A 19,734-nucleotide genomic window follows, 5' to 3' on the forward strand; every position below is an offset into this window, starting at 1 on the left:
TCATGTTGCGAACCATTTTCACCGCGGGCGGCGTGCTCGCGACGGCCTGCTGCGCCGCCACGGAACCCGGCATGGCCTTCGTGCCCGTCGTGGAGGTCGTCGGCCAGCGCATCGGCGGTATCGACAGCGCCAGCGCCGGCAGCGTGGGGGCGGTGGAGATCGCGGCCCGGCCGCTGCTGCGCACCGGCGAACTGCTGGAATTCGTGCCAGGGCTCGCCGTCACCCAGCACAGTGGCGACGGCAAGGCCAATCAGTACTTCCTGCGTGGCTTCAACCTCGATCACGGCACGGATTTCGCCACCTTCGTCGACGGCATGCCCGTCAACATGCGCAGCCATGCGCATGGCCAGGGCTATTCGGACCTGAACTTCGTGATCCCGGAGCTGGTGCGGCGCATCGACTATCGCAAGGGGCCGTATGCCGCCGCTGACGGCGATTTCGTCTCGGCCGGCAGCGCGCGCATCGGGCTGGCCGATACGGTGCCGGATGCCGCCAGCGTCACCGCCGGCCGGCATGGCTACCGGCGCGCGCTGCTGGCGGGGACGATGCGGGAAAGCGATACCGGCCGGCTGCTGTATGGCCTCGACGTGCAGCGCAACGACGGGCCGTGGACCGTGCCGGAAGACGTACGCCGGATGTCGGGCGTGCTGCGCTGGAGTGGCGGCGACCGTGACGACGCCTGGCACGTGACGGCGATGGCCTACCGCAACCGCTGGCGGGCCACGGACCAGATACCGCTGCGTGCCGTGGCGCAGGTGGGCCGTTTCGGCAGCCTCGACGCCAGCGATGGCGGCCGCGCCTCGCGCTACAGCCTGTCCGCCGGCCGGCATGGCCCGTGGGGCGGCGGCCGTGTCGAACTGAACGCCTACGTGGTGCGCTCGGCGCTCGACCTGTACAGCAATTTTACCTACGCGCTGGACCGGCCGGAGGCGGGCGACCAGTTCCGCCAGAGCGAGCGGCGCACGACCGTGGGGCTGGACGCGACATGGTCCTGGCGCGCCACGCTGGCCGGGCTGGACCTGGCCAACCGCGCCGGGGTGCAGGTGCGCGGCGACCGGCTGTCGCCCGTCGGGCTGTACACGACGGTGACGCGGCGCACCACGGGCACGGTGCGCGAGGACCGCGTGCGCGAAACCAGCGCGGGCGTGTTCGCCGACACCTCGGCGCAGTGGACGCCATGGCTGCGCACGGTGGCCGGGCTGCGTGGCGACGCGTACCGGTTCAATGTCAACGGGCGCCGCGAGGAGGCCACGATCGCCGCACCGAAGCTGTCCATCGTTGCCGGGCCATGGCACGGCACGGAACTGTTCTTCAATGCCGGCCACGGCTTCCACAGCAACGATGCGCGCGGCGTGGTCGATGGCGTGACGCCGCTGGTGCGCACGCGCGGCGTGGAGGCCGGCGTGCGCAGCGAACTGGCGTGGGGATTGGAAACATCGTTGACGGCATGGCGCCTGGCCAACGGTTCCGAGCTGGTGTACGTCGGCGACGCCGGCACCACGGAACCGAGCCGCGCGAGCCGGCGGCACGGCATCGAATGGAATGTGCATTATGCGAAAGGACCGTGGCGGGCCGACCTGGACCTGGCCGCGTCACGGGCTCGCTACACGCAGCCGGCGGAAGAGGGCGACCGCGTGCCGGGTGCGCTGGAACGGATGGCGGCGCTGGACGTGAGCTATGCGCCTGCCGGCGGGCGCTGGTCCGGCGGGTTCAACGTGCGGCACCTGGGGCCGCGCCCGCTGGTGGAAGACGACAGCGTGCGTTCGCGGGCGTCGACGCTGGCTGGCGCGCGGATCGGCTACCGGTTCGACAAGCATGCGCAGCTCACGCTCGACGTGTTCAACCTGTTCGACCGCCTTGCCAGCGACATCGAGTATTCCTATGCGTCGCGGCTGCGGGGCGAAAGCCAGGCGCAGGACGACGTGCACTTCCACCCCGTCGAACCGCGCGCCGTGCGGCTGACATTCAGCTACGCCTTCTGATCACACCTTTCGATCACACCTTTGGGTCACGCCTTTCGGTCACGCCTTTCGATCACAGCCGCACCCAGGCACCCTTGTACAGCACCGGCCCGGTGGGCGCGTTCGGGTTCGGCGAGCCGCCCTTCGGCTCCAGGCTGACGGCCAGCACCGCGACATCCGGCCCCAGCGCCCGGTCGGTCAGCGCGATGGCGGCGGTGCCCCGTTCATCGAGGATGCCCAGCGAGCGCGGCGTGCCGGCCTGCGTGATGGCCCACAGCTGCAGCGTGCGGTCGCTTGGCACCGGCGTACCGCTCACGGCGCGAATGGCAATCGTGTTGTTGCGGCGGTCCGCCGTCACCACGACCGCGGCCCGGGCGCTGTCGTCCGTCAGCGCGGCGAAGGTGTCGATGCGCGGTGCCGGCTCCTGCACCGCGAGCACCACCGCCAGGGCCACGGCCGCCGTCGTGGCGGCACCCGCGACCATGCGCCACCATTGCAGCGGCTCGCGGTACCAGGGCTGCCCGGCATCCCGCAGATGCAGCCGCCGGGCGATGCCTTGCCAGACGCGGGCCGGCGGCTGCTGCGATGGCGCGAATTCGGCCAGCGGCACGAGCCGGCCCTGCCACTCCGCCACGGTGCGGCGCAACGCCGCGTCGCCATGCAGCCAGCCTTCGAAACGGCGCCGTGCACCGCCGCGCAGGGTGCCGAGCACGTATTCGGCCGCCAGGCGGTCGCACAGGTCGGGATGGTCGCGGTGGTTCATGCAGCCTCCCCGCGCGTGAGGCACGTCTTGAGCTTCTCCAGGCCGCGGCGGATCCATGTCTTGACGGTGCCCAGCGGCAGCGCCAGTTGCTGCGCCACTTCGCCGTGGGTCAAGTCATGGAAGAAGGCCAGGCCGATGGCTTGCTGGTGGCTGCGCTCCAGCGCGGCCATGCAGCGCGCCAGTGCCTGCGCTTCCGCCGAGCATTGCAGCGCCTCGGCCGGACCCTGGCCGGGCGACGCCAGTGCTTCCACGATGTCGCGGTCGAAGGCATCCGCATCGATTTCCACCATGCCTTCCCCGCCCTGGCGGCGGCGCACGTCGAGCGCCTTGTTGCGCACGATCGTGGCCATCCACGTCATCGGCGCGGCCATGCCGGGCTGGTAAGTGGCGGCCGCGTGCCAGATGGCCACGAAGCCATCCTGCAACGCCTCTTCGGCCAGCTCGTGCTTGTGCAATACGCGCAGCGCGAAGCCGAACAGTTTCGGCGACGTCGCGTCGTACAGTGCGCGAAACGCGCGGGCGTCGTGGCGGGCGGTGTCGCGCAGCAGTGTGCGCAGCTGGTCGGGATCGGGGTGGGCGTCGTAGGGCACGGGGGCCTTGTGCTGGTGATGGACGGTAATGACATTCTTGTAAGTTCAGGGTAGCGCGGATCGCCCGGCCCGGCAAGCACTGGCACGCCTTACAATGGCCCCCTCTCATTCCGACCGGAGCCCGCATGCGCCTCTTTTCCCTCGCCGCCCTGGCCTGTCTCGCCTCCCCGGGCGCTCTTTTGGCTCAACCCGTGGCCCAACCCGTGGCCCAACCCGTGGCCCAACCGGCCACCCAGCCCGCCACCGTGCGCGTCGACTACATCCACAGCGGCAATGCGCTGTCGGAAGGGTATGCGCTGGACCGCGTGGTGATCGAGCCGCTGCCGTGGCCTGGCGACATGACACGCACGCTGGACGACACGGACCGGGGCATCAACAAGGTCGAAGTGGTGGATGCGAAGACGGGCAGGCTGCTGTATTCGCGCGGGTTTTCGACCGTGTTCGGCGAATGGAAGACCACGGACGAGGCGGCGAAGGCCACGCGCGCGTTCGGCGAATCGGTGCGCTTTCCCAAGCCCGATGCGCCGGTCAGGGTGCGCATCCTGAAGCGGGACGAGCGCAACCAGTTCTCGATCGTGTGGACGGCGGAGATCGACCCCGATGCGCTCGACGTCGTGCGCAAGCAGCCGCCGGTGCCGGCGAAGCCGATTCCGATCCGCGTCAGCGGGCCTTCGCCGGGCAAGGTGGACCTGCTGATCCTCGGCGACGGCTACACGCGCGCGGAACTGGGGAAATTCGAGCAAACGGCGAAGAAGCTGGCCGATTACCTGTTCACCGTGTCGCCGTTCAAGGAGCGGGCGCAGGATTTCAATGTGTGGGGCCTGGCCGTGCCCACGGAAGCGTCGGGCGTGAGCCGGCCGTCGACGGGCACGCACCATGCTTCCGCACTGAACACGCGCTACGACATCTTCGGCAGCGAACGCTACGTGCTCACGACCGACAACCGCGCGCTGCGCGACATCGCCCAGCATGCGCCGTACGAGTTCATCGAAATCCTCGTCAACAACGATACGTATGGCGGTGGCGGCATCTACGGCCAGTTCAGCACCGCCGCGGCGAACAACGACTGGGCGAATTACCTGTTCGTGCACGAATTCGGCCACCACTTCGCCGGCCTGGCGGACGAGTACTACACGTCGCCCGTCGCCTACCAGGCCCCCCCCGGCCGGCCCGAGCCGTGGGAACCCAACGTGACGGCGCTGCACGACCCGGCCAACATCAAGTGGAAGCATTTCGTGAAGGCCGGCACGCCGCTGCCGACACCATGGCCGAAGGCCGAATACGAGGCGCATTCGCGGCAATACCAGAAGGTGCGCGCGCAACTGCGCAAGGACAACCGTCCCGAAAGCGAGATGAGCAAGCTGTTCGCGGACGACCTGGCCTGGACCGGCCGCCTGTTCTCGAAGGCACCGCATGCCCGGACTGTCGGTGCATTCGAGGGCGCGAACTACGAAGCGCAAGGGTATTACCGCTCGCAGCAGCAGTGCCTGATGTTCGACCGCAGCGAGGCATTCTGTGCGGTATGCGCGGAGGCGGTCGAGCAGACGATCGACCTGTATTCGCGCCCAGGCTCGCCCCGGTAAGATCGTAAGAAAGATAACAAAATGTTACTACGTTCGGTACCGCACAGTGGATATCGCCTGGAAACTTTATTCTGGATCCGTGACAAGACAGAACGCATTCAAATATAAAACCACTGGAAAGGTGTCAACCATGAACAAACTGCTCGCAACCCTGATCGCCGGCGTCTTTGCTACTTCCGCTTACGCCCAGTCCAACGATGTTGCCGAGGCCCGCGCCGACGCCCAGCACGACATCGCCAAGGCACAGGAAAAAGAAGCGAAGAAAGTGGCCAACGCAAACGAAGACGTCGCGAAAGCGCAATCCAAGGCCAACGAAAAAGTCGCCAAAGCCCAGGCCAAGGCCAACAAGGAACACCTGAAGGCCGGTGAAAAAGTGGCCGACGCCGATCCGGAAGACCGCCTGAAGGCTGAAGCCAAGGCCGACAAGAAAATCGCCGGCGCCGATGCCAAGGCCGCCAAATCCGTGGCGAAAGCCGATGCCAAGGTAGCCGAGAAAGTGGCTGAAGCCGACAAGGAAAAAGCCCTGGCCGCCGCGAAAACCCAGGAAGCCATCGCCAAGGCCAACGCCGACGTGAAGAAGGAAGCTGCCAAGCACTAAGCTGACAGCTGGTCGTTAAACGGCCGAGCCCGTGTCCACCCTGGGGTCAACCCCGGAAGTGGACACGGGCTCGGCCGTTTTGGCTGCGGGCAGGCGCCGTCGCAATGAAAAAAGCTCGGGCATCGGCCCTAATGCCGTTCAGTTAACGGAGTTCGATGCAGTTCGCGACGCTAGCGTGTTAGTGTCGGACCGCTGCGGTGGACCGACCGGTTTTCACGTGATCTTGCTGATTTCCTGAGTAGAAAACCGGTGTCCGACACATTTTCCGGATGAAGCGCCCGGAAAAAATGTCCGACACCAGGCACGCTAGCGCTGCCGCAATGAAAAAAGCCCGGGCATCGACCCGGGCTTTGACCATCGGCATCGCCAGCGCGGCGACGGTGAATCAGTTCGGCACGAGCCCCGTCGGCTTGATGCGCGTCGGCATCGGCTTGCCCTTCTTGGCGCGCTTGCCGAAGTGTTCGCCTTCGGCCAGCGCGTTCGGCGTCATGCGTTCTTCCTTGGCCTTCTGCGCATTGCCGATGCCCTGCACGGTCACGCCCTTCTGCGTGATCGCGCAGGCCGCCACCAGCTTTTCCTTCGGTTCCAGCTCCATCAGGATCACGCCGCGGCCGCCGTTCGACAGCACCTTCATCTCGTCCATGCCGAATACGAGCAGGCGCGCCTTTTCGGAGACGACGGCCACCGCGCTGGCATCGGGCAGCACCACCGAGGGCGCCAGCGGTTTCGCGCCGTCGTCCAGTGTGAGGAACGACTTGCCGCTCTTCTGGCGGCTGACCATGTCGCCCGCCTTCGTGATGAAGCCGAAGCCGGCGTCGGACGCCATCAGCAGCTGCGTCGAGGCGGGGCCGGCGAAGTAGTGCAGCAGGCGCGCGCCGCCGGACAGGTCCACCAGCGTGGTGATCGGCACGCCATCGCCGCGCGCGTTGGGCAGTGCGGCCACCGGCACCGAGTACACGCGGCCGTTGTCGCCGAAGCCGAGCAGCGTGTCGACGGTGCGGCATTCGATCGCATCGTGCAGCGCGTCGCCCGCCTTGAAGGTGAACTGGCCGCGGTCGTGGCCGATGCCGGTGCGCGCGCGCACCCAGCCTTTCTGCGAGATGATCACGGTGACCGGTTCGTCGACGATCTTCTGTTCGATCGTGGCGCGCTGCGCTTCCTCGATCAGCGTGCGGCGCGCATCGCCATACTGCTTGGCGTCGGCCTCGATCTCGCGGATGATCAGCCGCTTCATCGACGATGGATTGTCGAGCAGGTCCTGCAAGGTCTGCTTTTCCTTGCGCAGCTCGGCCAGTTCCTGCTGGATCTTGATCGCTTCCAGCCGCGCCAGCTGGCGCAGCCTGATCTCGAGGATATCCTCGGCCTGCCGGTCGGAGAGGTTGAAGCGCGCGATCAGCGCCGCCTTCGGCTCGTCCGAGTTGCGGATGATGTGGATCACCTCGTCGATGTTCAGCAGGATCGTTTCGCGGCCTTCCAGGATATGGATGCGGTCGTCGACCTTGGCCAGGCGGTGCTGCGTGCGGCGCGTCACGGTGGCGAAGCGGAAGGCGATCCACTCGCCGAGGATGTCGCCCAGGCCCTTCTGGCGCGGCCGGCCGTCGCCGCCGATCATCACGAGGTTCATCGGCACCGACGTTTCCAGCGACGTATGCGCCAGCAGCATCAGCATGAACTCGTTCTGGTCCTGGTTCTTCGACTTCGGCTCGAACACGAGGCGCACGGGCGCGGCGCGGCCCGATTCGTCGCGGATCGTGTCCAGCGCGCCGAGGATCTGCTGCTTCAGTGCCAGCTGTTCCGGCGACAGCGCCTTCTTGCCCAGCTTGACCTTCGGGTTCGTCAGTTCCTCGATTTCTTCCAGCACCTTCTGCGACGACGTGCCCGGCGGCAGTTCATGCACGACCGCCTGCCACTGGCCGCGTGCCAGCTCCTCGATCTTCCAGCGTGCCCGCACCTTCATGCTGCCGCGGCCGGATGCATACATGTCGGCGATCTGCGCCTGCGGCGTGATCAGCTGTCCGCCGCCCGGGAAGTCCGGGCCCGGCACCAGTTCCATCAGCTCGGCGTGCGTGATCTTCGGGTTGCGGATCAGCGCCACGGTGGCGGCGGCGACTTCGCGCAAATTGTGCGACGGGATCTCGGTGGCCATGCCCACGGCGATGCCGGACGCGCCGTTCAGCAGCGTCATCGGCAGGCGGGCCGGCAGCAGCGCCGGTTCTTCCGTCGAGCCGTCGTAGTTCGGGATGAAGTCCACGGTGCCGTGGCCGATCTCGTCGAGCAGCAGCTTGGCGATCGGCGTCAGGCGCGCCTCGGTATAGCGCATCGCCGCGGCGCCGTCGCCGTCGCGCGAGCCGAAGTTGCCCTGGCCGTCGATCAGCGGGTAGCGCAGCGAAAAGTCCTGCGCCATGCGCACCAATGCGTCGTACACGGACTGGTCGCCGTGCGGGTGCAGCTTGCCCAGCACGTCGCCGACCACGGTGGCGCTCTTGCGCGGCTTCGCGGTGGCGTTCAGCCCCAGTTCGTTCATCGAATACAGGATGCGGCGCTGCACCGGCTTCTGGCCGTCGCACACGTCGGGCAGGGCGCGGCCCTTGACCACGGAAATCGCGTAGTCGAGGTAGGCGCGTTCGGCAAAGGTGGACAGGGTCAGCGATTCGCCGCCGTCGCCGCCGTTGCCGTTGTTGTTGTCCGCGCCATCCGGCGGCGGGGCGTCAAAAAGGTTTGCTTGGCTCATTGTGCTTGATTCTTATCAGATATCGGCTTCGACTTCGTTGCCGTGTTCCTCGATCCATGCGCGGCGGGCGGCGGCTTCGCCTTTGCCCATCAGCATGTTGAAGCGGGCCGCGGCTTCCGTGTGGGCGAAGTCGCCCAGCGCCACCGGCAGCAGGCGCCGCGTATCGGGGTTCATCGTGGTTTCCCACAGCTGTTCGGCATTCATCTCGCCCAGGCCCTTGAAGCGGGAAATGCTCCAGCTGCCTTCCTTCAGGCCATCCTTGCGCAGCTTGTCCTCGATGGCGGTCAGCTCGCCGTCGTCCAGCGCATACAGCTTCTGGATCGGCTTCTTGCCGCGCGCCGGCGCATCCACGCGGTACAGCGGCGGGCGCGCCACGCAGATATTGCCGTTCTGGATCAGCGCCGGGAAGTGGCGGAAGAACAGCGTGAGCAGCAGCACCTGGATGTGCGAGCCGTCCACGTCCGCGTCGGACAGGATGCAGATTTTCCCGTAGCGCAGGTTCGACAGGTCGGGCGTGTCGCCGAAGCCGTGCGGGTCGACGCCGATCGCCACCGCGATGTCGTGGATCTCGTTGTTGGCGAACAGGCGGTCGCGGTCCGTCTCCCAGGAATTGAGCACCTTGCCGCGCAGCGGCAGGATCGCCTGGAATTCCTTGTCGCGGCCCATCTTCGCCGAGCCGCCCGCCGAGTCGCCCTCGACGAGGAACAGTTCCGTGCGCGAGACGTCGTTCGATTCGCAATCGGTCAGCTTGCCCGGCAACACGGCCACGCCGGACGATTTTTTCTTTTCCACCTTCTGCGCGGAGCGCAGGCGGGACTGGGCCTGCTTGATGACCAGCTCGGCCAGCTTCTTGCCCCAGTCGATGTGCTGGTTCAGCCACAGTTCCAGCGCCGGCTTGCTGTAGGTGGAGACGAGGCGCACCGCGTCGCGCGAATTCAGGCGCTCCTTGATCTGGCCCTGGAACTGCGGATCCAGCACTTTCGCGGACAAGACGAACGAAGCGCGCGCAAATACGTCTTCCGGCAGCAGTTTCACGCCTTTCGGCAACAATGAATGCAGTTCGACGAAGTTCTTCATCGCCCCGAACAGGCCTTCGCGCAGGCCCGATTCGTGGGTGCCGCCATTCGGCGTGGGAATCAGGTTCACGTAGGATTCGCGCATGATCGCGCCTTCCTCCGTCCAGGCCACCACCCACGAGGCGCCTTCGCCTTCCGCGAAACCTTCCGCATCGGGGCCGGCGAACTGCTCGCCCTCGAACAGCGGCACGAAGGTTTCGCCGTTGCCCGTTTGCGCCAGCGCTTCGGTCAGGTAGCCGCGCAGCCCGTCGTTGTATTGCCACGTCTGCACGTCGCCCGTCTTGCCGTTCTTCAGCGTGACGGTGACGCCCGGCAGCAGCACGGCCTTCGAGCGCAGCAGGCGCTGCAGTTCGACCTGCGAGATCAGCGGCGAGTCGAAATATTTCGCGTCCGGCCACGCGGTGACACGGGTACCGGATTTCTTGCCGTCCTTCGGCGCGGGGCCCGACGTGAGCGGCTGCACCAGGTCGCCGTTCTCGAACGCGATCGTGTGGTAGCCGTTGCCCTTGTCGTCCTTGCGCCAGACGTTGATTTCCAGGCGCTTCGACAGCGCGTTGGTGACGGACACGCCCACGCCGTGCAGGCCGCCCGAGAACGCGTAGGCGCCGCCCGAGCCCTTGTCGAACTTGCCGCCCGCGTGCAGCCGCGTGAACACGATTTCCACGGTGGGCACGTTTTCTTCCGGGTGCAGGCCGACAGGGATGCCGCGGCCGTCATCCTCGACGGTGATGCTGCCATCGGCGTTCTGGATGACGACGATGTTCCGGCAATGGCCGCCCAGCGCCTCGTCCGACGCGTTGTCGATCACCTCCTGGATGATGTGCAGCGGGTTCTCCGTGCGGGTATACATGCCGGGGCGCTGCTTGACGGGCTCGAGGCCCTTCAGAACGCGGATCGATGATTCGCTGTAGTCGGAAACTGGTTTTTTGGTGGCCATACGTGAATATTGCTGAGTATTTTGCTGAGTACGTTGCTGAGTAGTTGCTGAGTAGTTGCTGAGTGCGTTGCTGAGTAAGTGCGCCTGGTTGATGCGACGGCTGAATGGGTTGGTCCAGCATGTTAGTCCGGCATTCTAGCCGAGGCGCCGGGCAAGGTAGCAAGCATCACTGAAAACATCTGTATAAATATACAGTAAAACAGTCGTTTTTACACCTTGTTTACAGCCGACCGGCCAGTCTTTACCCTGTTTTTAGGTCCCCGTCGATAACCTGTTTTCCATCACAACACCTGGAAAGGGTAGCGATGGATATCGTATTTTTGGCCGCGATCGGCGCCTTCGCGGCGCTCGCATGCGGCATGGCGGCCGGGTGCGACCGCCTGGGGAACAAGCCATGAGCGCCGCCGGCAATCTCGTCTACCTGGGCGGGGCGCTGGTCGCGGCCGGGCTGCTCGCGTTGTTATTTGCATACCTGGTCGTGGCCCTGCTGAAGGCGGAGGACCTGTGACCGCCCAATCCCTGACGCTGCTGGCCGCCTTCCTGTTCGTGCTGCTGGCCCTGGCCTGGCCGCTCGGCGCCTTCCTGGCAAAAGTGGGCGCGGGCGACATGCCCGTTCCCGGCCTGGGCTGGCTGCGCAAGCCCGAGGCATTCCTGTACCGCGCCGCTGGCCTGCCCCAGGACCGCGCGATGGGCTGGAAAGCCTATGCGCTCGCGCTGATTGTCTTCAACGCGCTCGGCACACTGTTCGTCTACGCCATGCAGCGGCTGCAGGCCTGGCTGCCTTTGAACCCGCAGCACCTGCCGAACGTGGGCCCGGATTCGTCGTTCAACACGGCGGTCAGCTTTGTCGCCAACACGAACTGGCAGGGCTATGCCGGCGAGCAGACGATGAGCTACCTGACGCAGATGGTGGCGCTGGCCGGCCAGAATTTCCTGTCGGCGGCCACGGGCATCGCCGTCGTGTTCGCGCTGGTGCGCGCCTTTGCCACCCGTTCGAGCGCATCGGTCGGCAATTTCTGGGTCGACGTCACCCGCGCCACGCTGTACGTGCTGCTGCCGCTGTCGCTGCTGCTGGCGGTACTGCTCATGGGGCAGGGCGTGATCCAGAACTTCGACGCCTACCGCGACGTCGCCACCCTGGAAGGCGGCGTGCAGACGATCGCCATGGGCCCGGTCGCCTCGCAGGAAGCGATCAAGCTGCTGGGCACGAATGGCGGCGGCTTCTTCAATGCCAATTCCGCGCACCCGTTCGAGAACCCGACGGCGCTGGCCAATTTCATGCAGATGATCGCGATCTTCCTGATCCCGGCCGCGCTGTGCTTCGCGTTCGGCCGCATGGTGGGCGACATCCGCCAGGGCTGGGCCGTGCTGGCGGCGATGACGATCGTGTTCTGCCTGGCGACGCTCGCCATCTTCGCCGCCGAGCAGCAGGCCCACCCGGCATTGCAGGCGCTGGGCGTGGACCAGGCGGCGGGCGCGCTGCAATCGGGCGGCAACATGGAAGGCAAGGAAACCCGCTTCGGTGTCAAAGGCTCGGCGCTGTTCGCGGCCGTGACCACGGCCGCCTCGTGCGGCGCCGTCAACGCGATGCACGATTCCCTGATGCCGCTGGGCGGTGCCGTGCCGCTGCTGCTGATGCAGTTCGGCGAAGTGATCTTCGGCGGCGTGGGCTCCGGGCTGTACGGCATGCTCGTGTTCGCGATCCTGGCCGTGTTCGTGGCTGGCCTGATGATCGGCCGCACGCCGGAATACCTGGGCAAGAAGATCGGCCCCTACGAAATGAAGATGACGTCGCTGGCGATCCTCGCCACGCCGCTGCTGGTGCTGGGCGGCACGGCGATCACCGTGGTGGCGGGGGCCGGCACGGCGGGCATCGCCAATCCGGGCGCGCACGGCTTCTCCGAGATCCTGTATGCCTTCACCTCGGCCGCCAACAACAACGGCAGCGCGTTTGCCGGACTGTCCGCCAACACGCCGTTCTACAACTCGATGCTGGCGGTCGCCATGTGGTTCGGCCGCTTCGCCGTGATCGTGCCGGTGCTGGCCATCGCCGGTTCGCTGGCGGCCAAGGCGCGATTGCCTGTCACCGGCGGCACGATGCCGACCCACGGGCCGCTGTTCGTGTTCCTGCTGATCGGCACCGTCGTGCTGGTCGGGGTGCTGAACTACGTGCCGGCCCTGGCGCTCGGCCCCGTCGTCGAACACCTGCAGCTTTTCAACTAGGAGTTTTCATGTCACGCACACCGCTGGCACTTTTCGATGCGCGGCTGGCCGTTCCCGCGCTGGGCGACGCTTTCCGCAAGCTGCACCCGCGCGTGCAGCTGCGCAGCCCCGTCATGTTCGTTGTCTACGTGGGCAGCATCATCACGACCCTGCTGGCCGTGGCCGCGGCCATCGGGGGCGAGGGCAAGGCCGGCTTCACCGCGGCGATCACCACCTGGCTGTGGTTCACCGTGCTGTTCGCCAACTTCGCCGAGGCGCTGGCCGAAGGGCGCAGCAAGGCGCAGGCCGCATCGCTGCGGGCGCTGAAGACCACGGTCACGGCGAAGAAGCTGGCCACGCCAGTCTACGGCACCGCGTGGCTGCCGGTGCCGGCGAGCGACCTGCGCAAGGGCATGGCCGTGCTGGTCGAAGCGGGCGACGTGGTCCCGGCCGATGGCGAAGTGATCGAAGGCGTCGCTTCCGTTGACGAAAGCGCCATCACCGGCGAATCGGCGCCGGTGATCCGCGAATCGGGCGGCGATTTTTCGTCCGTCACGGGCGGCACCCGCGTGCTGTCGGACTGGCTCGTGGTGCGCATCGCCGTCAACCCGGGCGAGGCCTTCATCGACCGCATGATCTCGATGGTGGAGGGCGCGAAGCGGCAGAAGACGCCGAACGAGATCGCGCTGACCATCCTGCTCGTGGCGCTGACGATCGTGTTCCTCGTGGTGACGGTGACCTTGCTGCCGTTCTCGCTGTTCGCCGTGGGCGCGGCCGGCAGCGGCACGCCGGTGACGGTGACGGTGCTGATCGCGCTGCTCGTATGCCTGATCCCGACGACGATCGGCGGCCTGCTGTCGGCCATCGGCGTGGCCGGCATGAGCCGCATGATGGGTGCGAACGTGATCGCCACGTCCGGCCGGGCCGTGGAGGCGGCCGGCGACGTCGACGTGCTGCTGCTCGACAAGACGGGCACGATCACGCACGGCAACCGCCAGGCCGCGGCCTTCCTGCCCGCGCCGGGCGTGACGGAGGAGCAGCTGGCCCGCTCGGCGCGGCTGGCGTCGCTGGCCGACGAAACGCCGGAAGGGAGAAGCATCGTCGTCCTGGCCAGGCAAAAATTCACGATCGAAGAGGGGGAACTCGCCGCGGCCGGCGGCGAACGGGAACTCGCCGCGGCCGGCGGCGAACGGGAAGTCGCCGCGGCCGGCGGCGAACGGGAACTCGTCACGGCAGGCGGCGGCGACGAGATGACGTTCGTGGCCTTTACGGCGCAGACGCGCATGAGCGGCGCCGACATCGGCGAGCGCCAGCTGCGCAAGGGTGCCATGGACACGGTACGCCGCTACGTGGAAGGGCAGGGCGGGCGCTGGCCGGCCGAGGTGGCGCGCCTGGCCGACGACGTGGCGCGGCGCGGCAGCACGCCACTGGTCGTCGTCGACGGCGCCAGGGTGATGGGCGTGGTGGAGCTGAAGGACATCGTCAAGGCCGGCATCCGCGAACGTTTCGCCCAGCTGCGCAAGATGGGCATTCGCACCGTGATGATCACCGGCGACAACAAGCTTACCGCCGCGGCCATCGCCGCCGAGGCGGGCGTGGACGATTTCCTGGCCGAGGCCACGCCGGAAGACAAGCTGAGACTGATCCGTACCCAGCAGGCCGAGGGCCGGCTGGTGGCGATGACGGGCGACGGCACGAACGACGCGCCGGCGCTGGCCCAGGCCGACGTGGCGGTGGCGATGAACACGGGGACCCAGGCGGCGAAGGAAGCCGGCAACATGGTCGACCTGGATTCGAACCCGACCAAGCTGCTGGAGATCGTGGAGATCGGCAAGCAGATGCTGATGACGCGGGGCTCGCTGACCACGTTCTCGATCGCCAACGACGTGGCCAAGTATTTCGCCATCATTCCCGCGGCGTTCGTGGGCACCTATCCGCAGCTGGCGGCGCTAGACGTGATGCGGCTGACGAGCCCCGATTCCGCGATCATGTCCGCCGTGATCTTCAATGCGCTGATCATCGTGTTCCTCATTCCGCTGGCGCTGAAGGGCGTGAAGTACCGGGCGCTGGGCGCGAGCGTGCTGCTGCGCCGTAACCTGCTCGTCTATGGCCTGGGCGGCCTCGTGCTGCCGTTCATCGGCATCAAGCTGATCGACACTGCGCTGGCCACGCTCCACATGATCTGAAAGGTTCACCATGATTTCCCATCTTCGCCCCGCTGCCGTGATCTTCACCACGCTGACCCTCGTGTGCGGCATCGTCTATCCCTATGTCGTGACGGGTTTCGGCCGCGTCGCGTATGCCGACCGGGCTGCCGGCGGCTTCGTTTCACGCGACGGCAAGGTCGTCGGCGCACGGCTCATCGGCCAGCAGTTCACGTCGCCCCGCTATTTCTGGGGCCGGCCGTCGGCCACCGCGCCGGCGCCGTACAACGGTGCCGGTTCGGGCGGCTCGAACCAGGGGCCGACGAATCCCGCGCTGGTCGACGCGGTGAAGGCGCGGATCGCCGCCCTGCAGAGCGCCGATCCCGGCAACACGGCCGCGGTGCCGGTGGACCTGGTGACAGCATCGGCTTCCGGGCTCGATCCGGACATCAGCCTGGCGGCGGCCGCCTACCAGGCCGGCCGTGTCGCGCGCGTGCGCGGCATCTCGCCTGCCGCGGTGCAGGCGCTGGTCGAGCGCCATGCCGAGCGGCCGGCGCTCGGCTTCCTCGGCGAACCCAAGGTCAACGTGCTGGCCTTGAACCTGGCTCTCGATGGCGTCGCGCCGTGACCGCGCTGTGACCATTTCCTGAATCGACTACACTGCGCCCCATGCTCCCCATCGACAGCGAACGCCCCGATCCCGACGCCCTGCTGGCGCGGGTGCAGGCAGGTGAACGGCAAGCCGCGCGCGGCCGGCTGCGCATCTATTTCGGCGCCTCGGCCGGTGCCGGCAAGACGTACGCGATGCTCGCTGCTGCCCGCCAGCTGCAGGCCGAAGGCGAACGACCACTCGTGGGCATCGTGGAAACGCACGGCCGCGCCGACACGGGGGCGCTGCTCGACGGGCTGGACGTGCTGCCGCTGAAGACGGTCGCCTGGCGCGGCAAGTCGCTGACCGAGTTCGACCTCGATGCGGCGCTGGCGCGGCGCCCGGCGCTCATCCTCGTCGATGAACTGGCGCACTCGAACGCGCCGGGCGCGCGCCACCCGAAGCGGTGGCAGGACGTGGAAGAGCTGCTCGACGCGGGCATCGATGTCTTCACCACCGTCAACGTGCAGCACCTGGAAAGCCTGAACGACGTCGTCGGCGGCATTACCGGCATCCGCGTGGCGGAAACGTTGCCGGACACCGTGTTCGACCGCGCCGCCGAGGTGGTGCTGGTGGACGTGCCGGCCGACGTGCTGCTGGACCGGCTGAAGGATGGCAAGGTGTATGCGGGCGAGCAGGCCGGCCGCGCCGCCCGGCATTTCTTCAGGAAGGGCAACCTGATCGCGCTGCGCGAACTGGCGCTGCGACGCACGGCCGACCGCGTGGGCGGCGACGTGCGCGACTACCGCGTCGAGCAGTCGATCAGCCCGTTGTGGAAAAGTGGCGTTGCTCTGCTGGCCTGCGTGGGCCCCGTCGGCGGCGAAGCGGTGGTACGCAGCACGGCCCGCCTGGCCGCGCAGCTCAACGCGAGCTGGCACGCCGTCTATGTCGAAACCTCGGCGCTGCAACGGCTGCCGGCCGGCCACCGCGAGCGCATCCTGCAAACCCTGAAGCTGGCGCAGGACCTGGGCGCGGCCACGGCCGTGCTGGCCGGCGACGACATCGGTGCCGCCATCGCCCGCCATGCGCTCGAGCGCAACATCCCCAAGGCCGTGCTGGGCCGCGCATCCGGCCGCTGGCCGTGGCGGCAACCCCTGCTGCGCCGGCTCGCCGTCCGCGCCCCGGCGCTGGACATCGTCGAAGTCGCTGCCGCTGGAGAAAGTTTCCTGAAAAATGGGGGCGTAGCCGGGGTTTCAAGAAGCTTGGCTTCTTGCCGGCGCAGCGATGCAGGCTTGCAAGCCTGCATTCCTTCCGTACCCCATTTTTCAGGAAACTTTTCCGGGCAGCTGGACTGGTGGCGGTATGTGCTTGCGGCGCTCGCCACCGGCGCGGTGGCCGCCGTCGGCCTGCCGCTGGCGGGCGTGCTGGACATCACCAACATCGCGATGCTGTTCCTGCTGGCGGTGCTGCTGGTGGCGTTCCGGCTGGGCAGGGGGCCGGCGCTGCTGTCCAGCTTCATCGGCGTGGCGGCGTTCGACTATCTGTTCGTGCAGCCCACGTTCTCGTTTGCCGTCAGCGATTTCCAGTACCTCGTCACGTTTGCCGTGATGCTGCTGGTGGGCCTCGTCACCAGCCACCTCACGTCGCACCTGCGGTTCCAGGCGCGGGTGGCATCGCATCGCGCCGAGCGGTCGCAGGCGCTGTATGAATATGCGCGCGACCTGACCGGTGTGCTGCAGACGGAGCAGGTGGTGGACATCACGCGCCGCACGCTGGCCGGCGCGTTCCGCGCCGACGTGACGCTGCTGCTGCCCGATGCGGACGGCCGCCTCGCCGAGGCGGACAACACGTCCGGCATTGGCGCATCCGAACTGGCGATCGCGCAATGGGCGTTCGACCATGCCGAGGCGGCCGGCACGGGCACCGGCACGCTACCGTCGTCGCCGCTGTTCTACCTGCCGCTGAAGGCGCCGATGCGCACGCGCGGCGTGCTGGCGATCGCGCCGGCCGAGCCGCGCTGGCTGCTCATTCCCGAGCAGCGCCGCCAGCTCGACACCTTCGCGGCACTGGCGGCGATCACGCTGGAGCGCGTGCATTACATCGACGTGGCCCAGGGCGCGCTGGTGCAGATGGAATCGGAACGGCTGCGCAACTCGCTGCTGGCGGCGCTGTCGCACGACCTGCGCACGCCATTGACGTCGCTGGTGGGCATGGCGGAATCGCTGGCCCGGTCGCCATTGTCCCCGGTGCAGCTGGAACTGGCGCGGGCGCTGCAGGAGGAGAGCGTGCGCATGGGCACCCTCGTGACGAACCTGCTCGACATGGCGCGCATCGAGAGCGGTGCCGTGCACCTGAACCTGCAATGGCAGGCGATCGAGGAAACGGTGGGCAGCGCGCTGCGGGCGTGCCGCGTGCTGCTGGCCGCGCACCGCGTCGCCACGCGCCTGCCGTCCGACCTGCCGCTGGTGCGGTACGACGCGGTGCTCGTCGAACGCGTGCTGGCCAACCTGCTGGAGAATGCCGTCAAGTACACGCCGCCCGGCAGCACGATCACGCTGTCGGCCCGCTGTGCCGTCGACATGCTGGAAGTGACGGTCGCCGATGATGGCCCGGGCCTGCCCGCCGGCCAGGAACAGGCGATTTTCGAGAAATTCACGCGCGGGGAACGCGAGTCGGCCAAGCCGGGTGTCGGGCTCGGGCTGGCGATCTGCCGCGCTATCGTCGAAGCGCATGGCGGCACGATCGTGGCGCGACGCGCGGAGGAAGGGGGCGCCGCCCTCGTCTTCATGCTGCCGCTGGGCGACCCGCCCCCGCTGCCGGAGGAAAACGAATGACCGACAAGTTGATGCCGACCGCGCTGCTGGTCGAGGACGAACCGCAGATCCGACGCTTCGTGCGGCTGGCGCTGGAAGAGGAAGGCTGGAACGTACAGGAATCGGCGACGATGCAGCGCGGCCTGATCGATGCCGGTACGCGCCGCCCGGACCTGGTGATCCTCGACCTGGGCCTGCCCGACGGCGATGGCGTGGACCTGATCGACGACCTGCGCAAATGGTCGCCGGTGCCGGTCATCGTGCTGTCCGCACGCGTGGGCGAGGAGGACAAGATCCGCGCCCTCGATGCGGGGGCCGACGACTACCTGACGAAACCGTTCGGCGTGGGCGAACTGCTGGCCCGGGTGCGGGCGCTGCAGCGGCGGCGCCGCGCGCCGGAGCAGGATGCAGGCGGCGTGGTGCAGTTCGGCGACGTGAAGGTGGACCTGCAGGCGCGCATGGTCACCCGCGGCGGCCAGATGGTGCACCTGACGCCGACGGAGTACCGGCTGCTGGCGGTGCTCGTCAGCCACGCCGGGCGCGTCGTCACCAATCCGCAACTGCTGCGCGAGGTATGGGGGCCGTCGAACACGGAAAACGGCCACTACCTGCGCATCTACATGGGGCACCTGCGGCAAAAGCTGGAACGCGACCCCGCCCAGCCCGCGCACCTGCTGACCGAAACGGCGGTCGGCTACCGGCTGCTGCTGGCACCCGGCTAGAACCTCCACTCGCAGCACCAGGCCAGCTGCGCCGACGCGTGTCATGCGCGACGGCGAAGGCCCTGTTCATCCCACTATTTGAAAGAACACCATGAAACGACTGATTTCAGGCATCACCCTGGCCGTCGCCTTTGCAACGGCGTCGGCGCAGGTCACGTACAACGCGGCGGTGGTATCGGACTACCGCTACCGCGGCATTTCGCAGACGCGGCTGCAGCCGGCGCTGCAGGGCGGCGCCGACTGGACCGCCGGTGGCTTCTATGTGAGCGCCTGGGCGTCGACGATCAAATGGGTGAAGGATGCCGGCGGCGATGGCGGCGTGGAGATCGACGCCTACGCCGGCAAGCGCGGCGGGTTCGCGAACGGTTTCACCTACGACGTGGGCGTGCTGGGCTACGCCTACCCGTCGAACAGCCTGCATCCCGATGCCGACACGCTGGAACTGTACGGCCAGCTGGGATACGGGCCGGCCACGCTGAAATACTCGCACGCGGCCACGAACCTGTTCGGCTTTGCCGACAGCCGGCACAGCGGCTACCTGGACGCTTCCGTCAACCATGACGTGGGCGGCGGCTGGACCGTCAACCTCCATGCCGGCCGGCAGACGGTGCGCCACCACGACAGCGCCAGCTACACGGACTGGAAGGCGGGCGTGACGAAGGACTTCGGCATCGTTGCCGTGGCGCTGGCGTATGTCGGCACCAATGCCGTGCGGGCAACCTATTCGTCGCCGGTGAACGGCAAGTTCACCGGCCGTGATGCGGTGGTGGTGACGGTGTCGAAGGTGTTCTGACCATCGCCGCGCTAGCTTATGCCCGATGAGCTCGTGTCCACCCTGGGGTCAGGCACAAATGGGGACACGAACTCTGCCGTGATACGGTTCAGCTCGTGTCCACTTTCAAGCCTGGCTCCAGGGTGGACACGGCCCCGGCAGCTCGGCCAGGCGGGCGGCGCGGGCGCCGTCGCCATGCAGGTTCTCGAAGAAGACGGCCGTTGTTGTAACGGCCGTGTAAAAAGCGTCAGTG

The 19,734-nt window shown here is 67.4% G+C and carries 14 protein-coding genes; 10 read left to right on the forward strand and 4 right to left on the reverse strand.

The genetic code is table 11. The annotated features are described in order from the left end of the window. The first annotated feature begins 2 nt into the window (after positions 1-2). Positions 3-1,982 carry a TonB-dependent receptor gene (locus ACY65G_RS14935; protein ID WP_464998111.1) on the forward strand — a complete coding sequence of 660 codons (1,980 nt, stop codon included), beginning with the start codon at positions 3-5 and terminating at the stop codon, positions 1,980-1,982. A 52-nt stretch (positions 1,983-2,034) separates the two neighbouring features. Here the strand turns inward: ACY65G_RS14935 and ACY65G_RS14940 are convergent, their stop codons facing one another. Both ACY65G_RS14940 and ACY65G_RS14945 read right to left on the reverse strand, forming a co-directional pair. Beyond that, positions 2,035-2,724: an anti-sigma factor gene (locus ACY65G_RS14940; RefSeq protein WP_464998112.1), complete on the reverse strand. Its 690-nt coding sequence runs from the start codon at positions 2,722-2,724 to the stop codon at positions 2,035-2,037. After that, the gene (locus tag ACY65G_RS14945) at positions 2,721-3,314 is read right to left on the reverse strand and encodes a sigma-70 family RNA polymerase sigma factor (RefSeq protein WP_464998113.1); all 594 of its coding nucleotides are present in this window, start codon (positions 3,312-3,314) and stop codon (positions 2,721-2,723) included. Before ACY65G_RS14945 ends, ACY65G_RS14940 begins: the two co-directional genes overlap by 4 nt. A gap of 125 nt (positions 3,315-3,439) precedes the next feature. Here ACY65G_RS14945 and ACY65G_RS14950 point away from each other — a divergent pair, with 125 nt between their 5' ends. Together ACY65G_RS14950 and ACY65G_RS14955 are read left to right on the forward strand one after the other, a co-directional pair. Next, a complete protein-coding gene (locus ACY65G_RS14950) occupies positions 3,440-4,897 on the forward strand; it encodes an IgA Peptidase M64 (RefSeq protein WP_464998114.1) in 1,458 nt (485 codons plus the stop codon). 79 nt (positions 4,898-4,976) lie between these two features. Continuing rightward, a complete protein-coding gene (locus ACY65G_RS14955; protein ID WP_464998115.1) occupies positions 4,977-5,495 on the forward strand; it encodes a hypothetical protein in 519 nt (172 codons plus the stop codon). A gap of 385 nt (positions 5,496-5,880) precedes the next feature. Here the strand turns inward: ACY65G_RS14955 and parC are convergent, their stop codons facing one another. Next, entirely contained in the window at positions 5,881-8,226 is a 2,346-nt protein-coding gene (parC, locus tag ACY65G_RS14960; protein ID WP_464998116.1) for a DNA topoisomerase IV subunit A, read from the reverse strand. A gap of 15 nt (positions 8,227-8,241) precedes the next feature. Continuing rightward, on the reverse strand, positions 8,242-10,239 hold the full coding sequence (locus ACY65G_RS14965) for a DNA topoisomerase IV subunit B (protein WP_464998117.1): 1,998 nt from the start codon (positions 10,237-10,239) through the stop codon (positions 8,242-8,244). Between the two features lie 394 nt (positions 10,240-10,633). On the opposite strand from ACY65G_RS14965, the gene ACY65G_RS14970 reads away from it, so the two are divergent. The 7 genes from ACY65G_RS14970 to ACY65G_RS15000 all read left to right on the forward strand — a co-directional run bounded on the left by ACY65G_RS14970 (position 10,634) and on the right by ACY65G_RS15000 (position 19,502). Next, positions 10,634-10,747, forward strand: a complete 114-nt coding sequence (locus ACY65G_RS14970; protein WP_464998118.1) for a potassium-transporting ATPase subunit F — start codon at positions 10,634-10,636, stop codon at positions 10,745-10,747. Beyond that, positions 10,744-12,462: a potassium-transporting ATPase subunit KdpA gene (gene kdpA, locus ACY65G_RS14975; protein ID WP_464998119.1), complete on the forward strand. Its 1,719-nt coding sequence runs from the start codon at positions 10,744-10,746 to the stop codon at positions 12,460-12,462. The genes ACY65G_RS14970 and kdpA overlap by 4 nt, the downstream gene beginning before the upstream one ends. 8 nt (positions 12,463-12,470) lie before the next feature. After that, positions 12,471-14,627 (forward strand): potassium-transporting ATPase subunit KdpB, encoded by a 2,157-nt coding sequence (kdpB, locus tag ACY65G_RS14980; protein ID WP_464998120.1) that lies wholly within the window; start codon positions 12,471-12,473, stop codon positions 14,625-14,627. Between the two features lie 10 nt (positions 14,628-14,637). Further along, positions 14,638-15,213, forward strand: a complete 576-nt coding sequence (kdpC, locus tag ACY65G_RS14985; protein WP_464998121.1) for a potassium-transporting ATPase subunit KdpC — start codon at positions 14,638-14,640, stop codon at positions 15,211-15,213. Positions 15,214-15,254: 41 nt separating this feature from the next. After that, a complete protein-coding gene (locus ACY65G_RS14990; protein ID WP_464998122.1) occupies positions 15,255-18,008 on the forward strand; it encodes a DUF4118 domain-containing protein in 2,754 nt (917 codons plus the stop codon). Next, positions 18,005-18,709, forward strand: coding sequence for a two-component system response regulator KdpE (gene kdpE, locus ACY65G_RS14995; RefSeq protein WP_464998123.1), 705 nt, complete (start codon positions 18,005-18,007; stop codon positions 18,707-18,709). Before ACY65G_RS14990 ends, kdpE begins: the two co-directional genes overlap by 4 nt. A 91-nt stretch (positions 18,710-18,800) precedes the next feature. Next, positions 18,801-19,502: a TorF family putative porin gene (locus ACY65G_RS15000; RefSeq protein ID WP_464998124.1), complete on the forward strand. Its 702-nt coding sequence runs from the start codon at positions 18,801-18,803 to the stop codon at positions 19,500-19,502. The last annotated feature ends 232 nt before the right edge of the window (positions 19,503-19,734 follow it).

It is taken from the genome of Pseudoduganella sp. jia 12 (assembly GCF_055502675.1).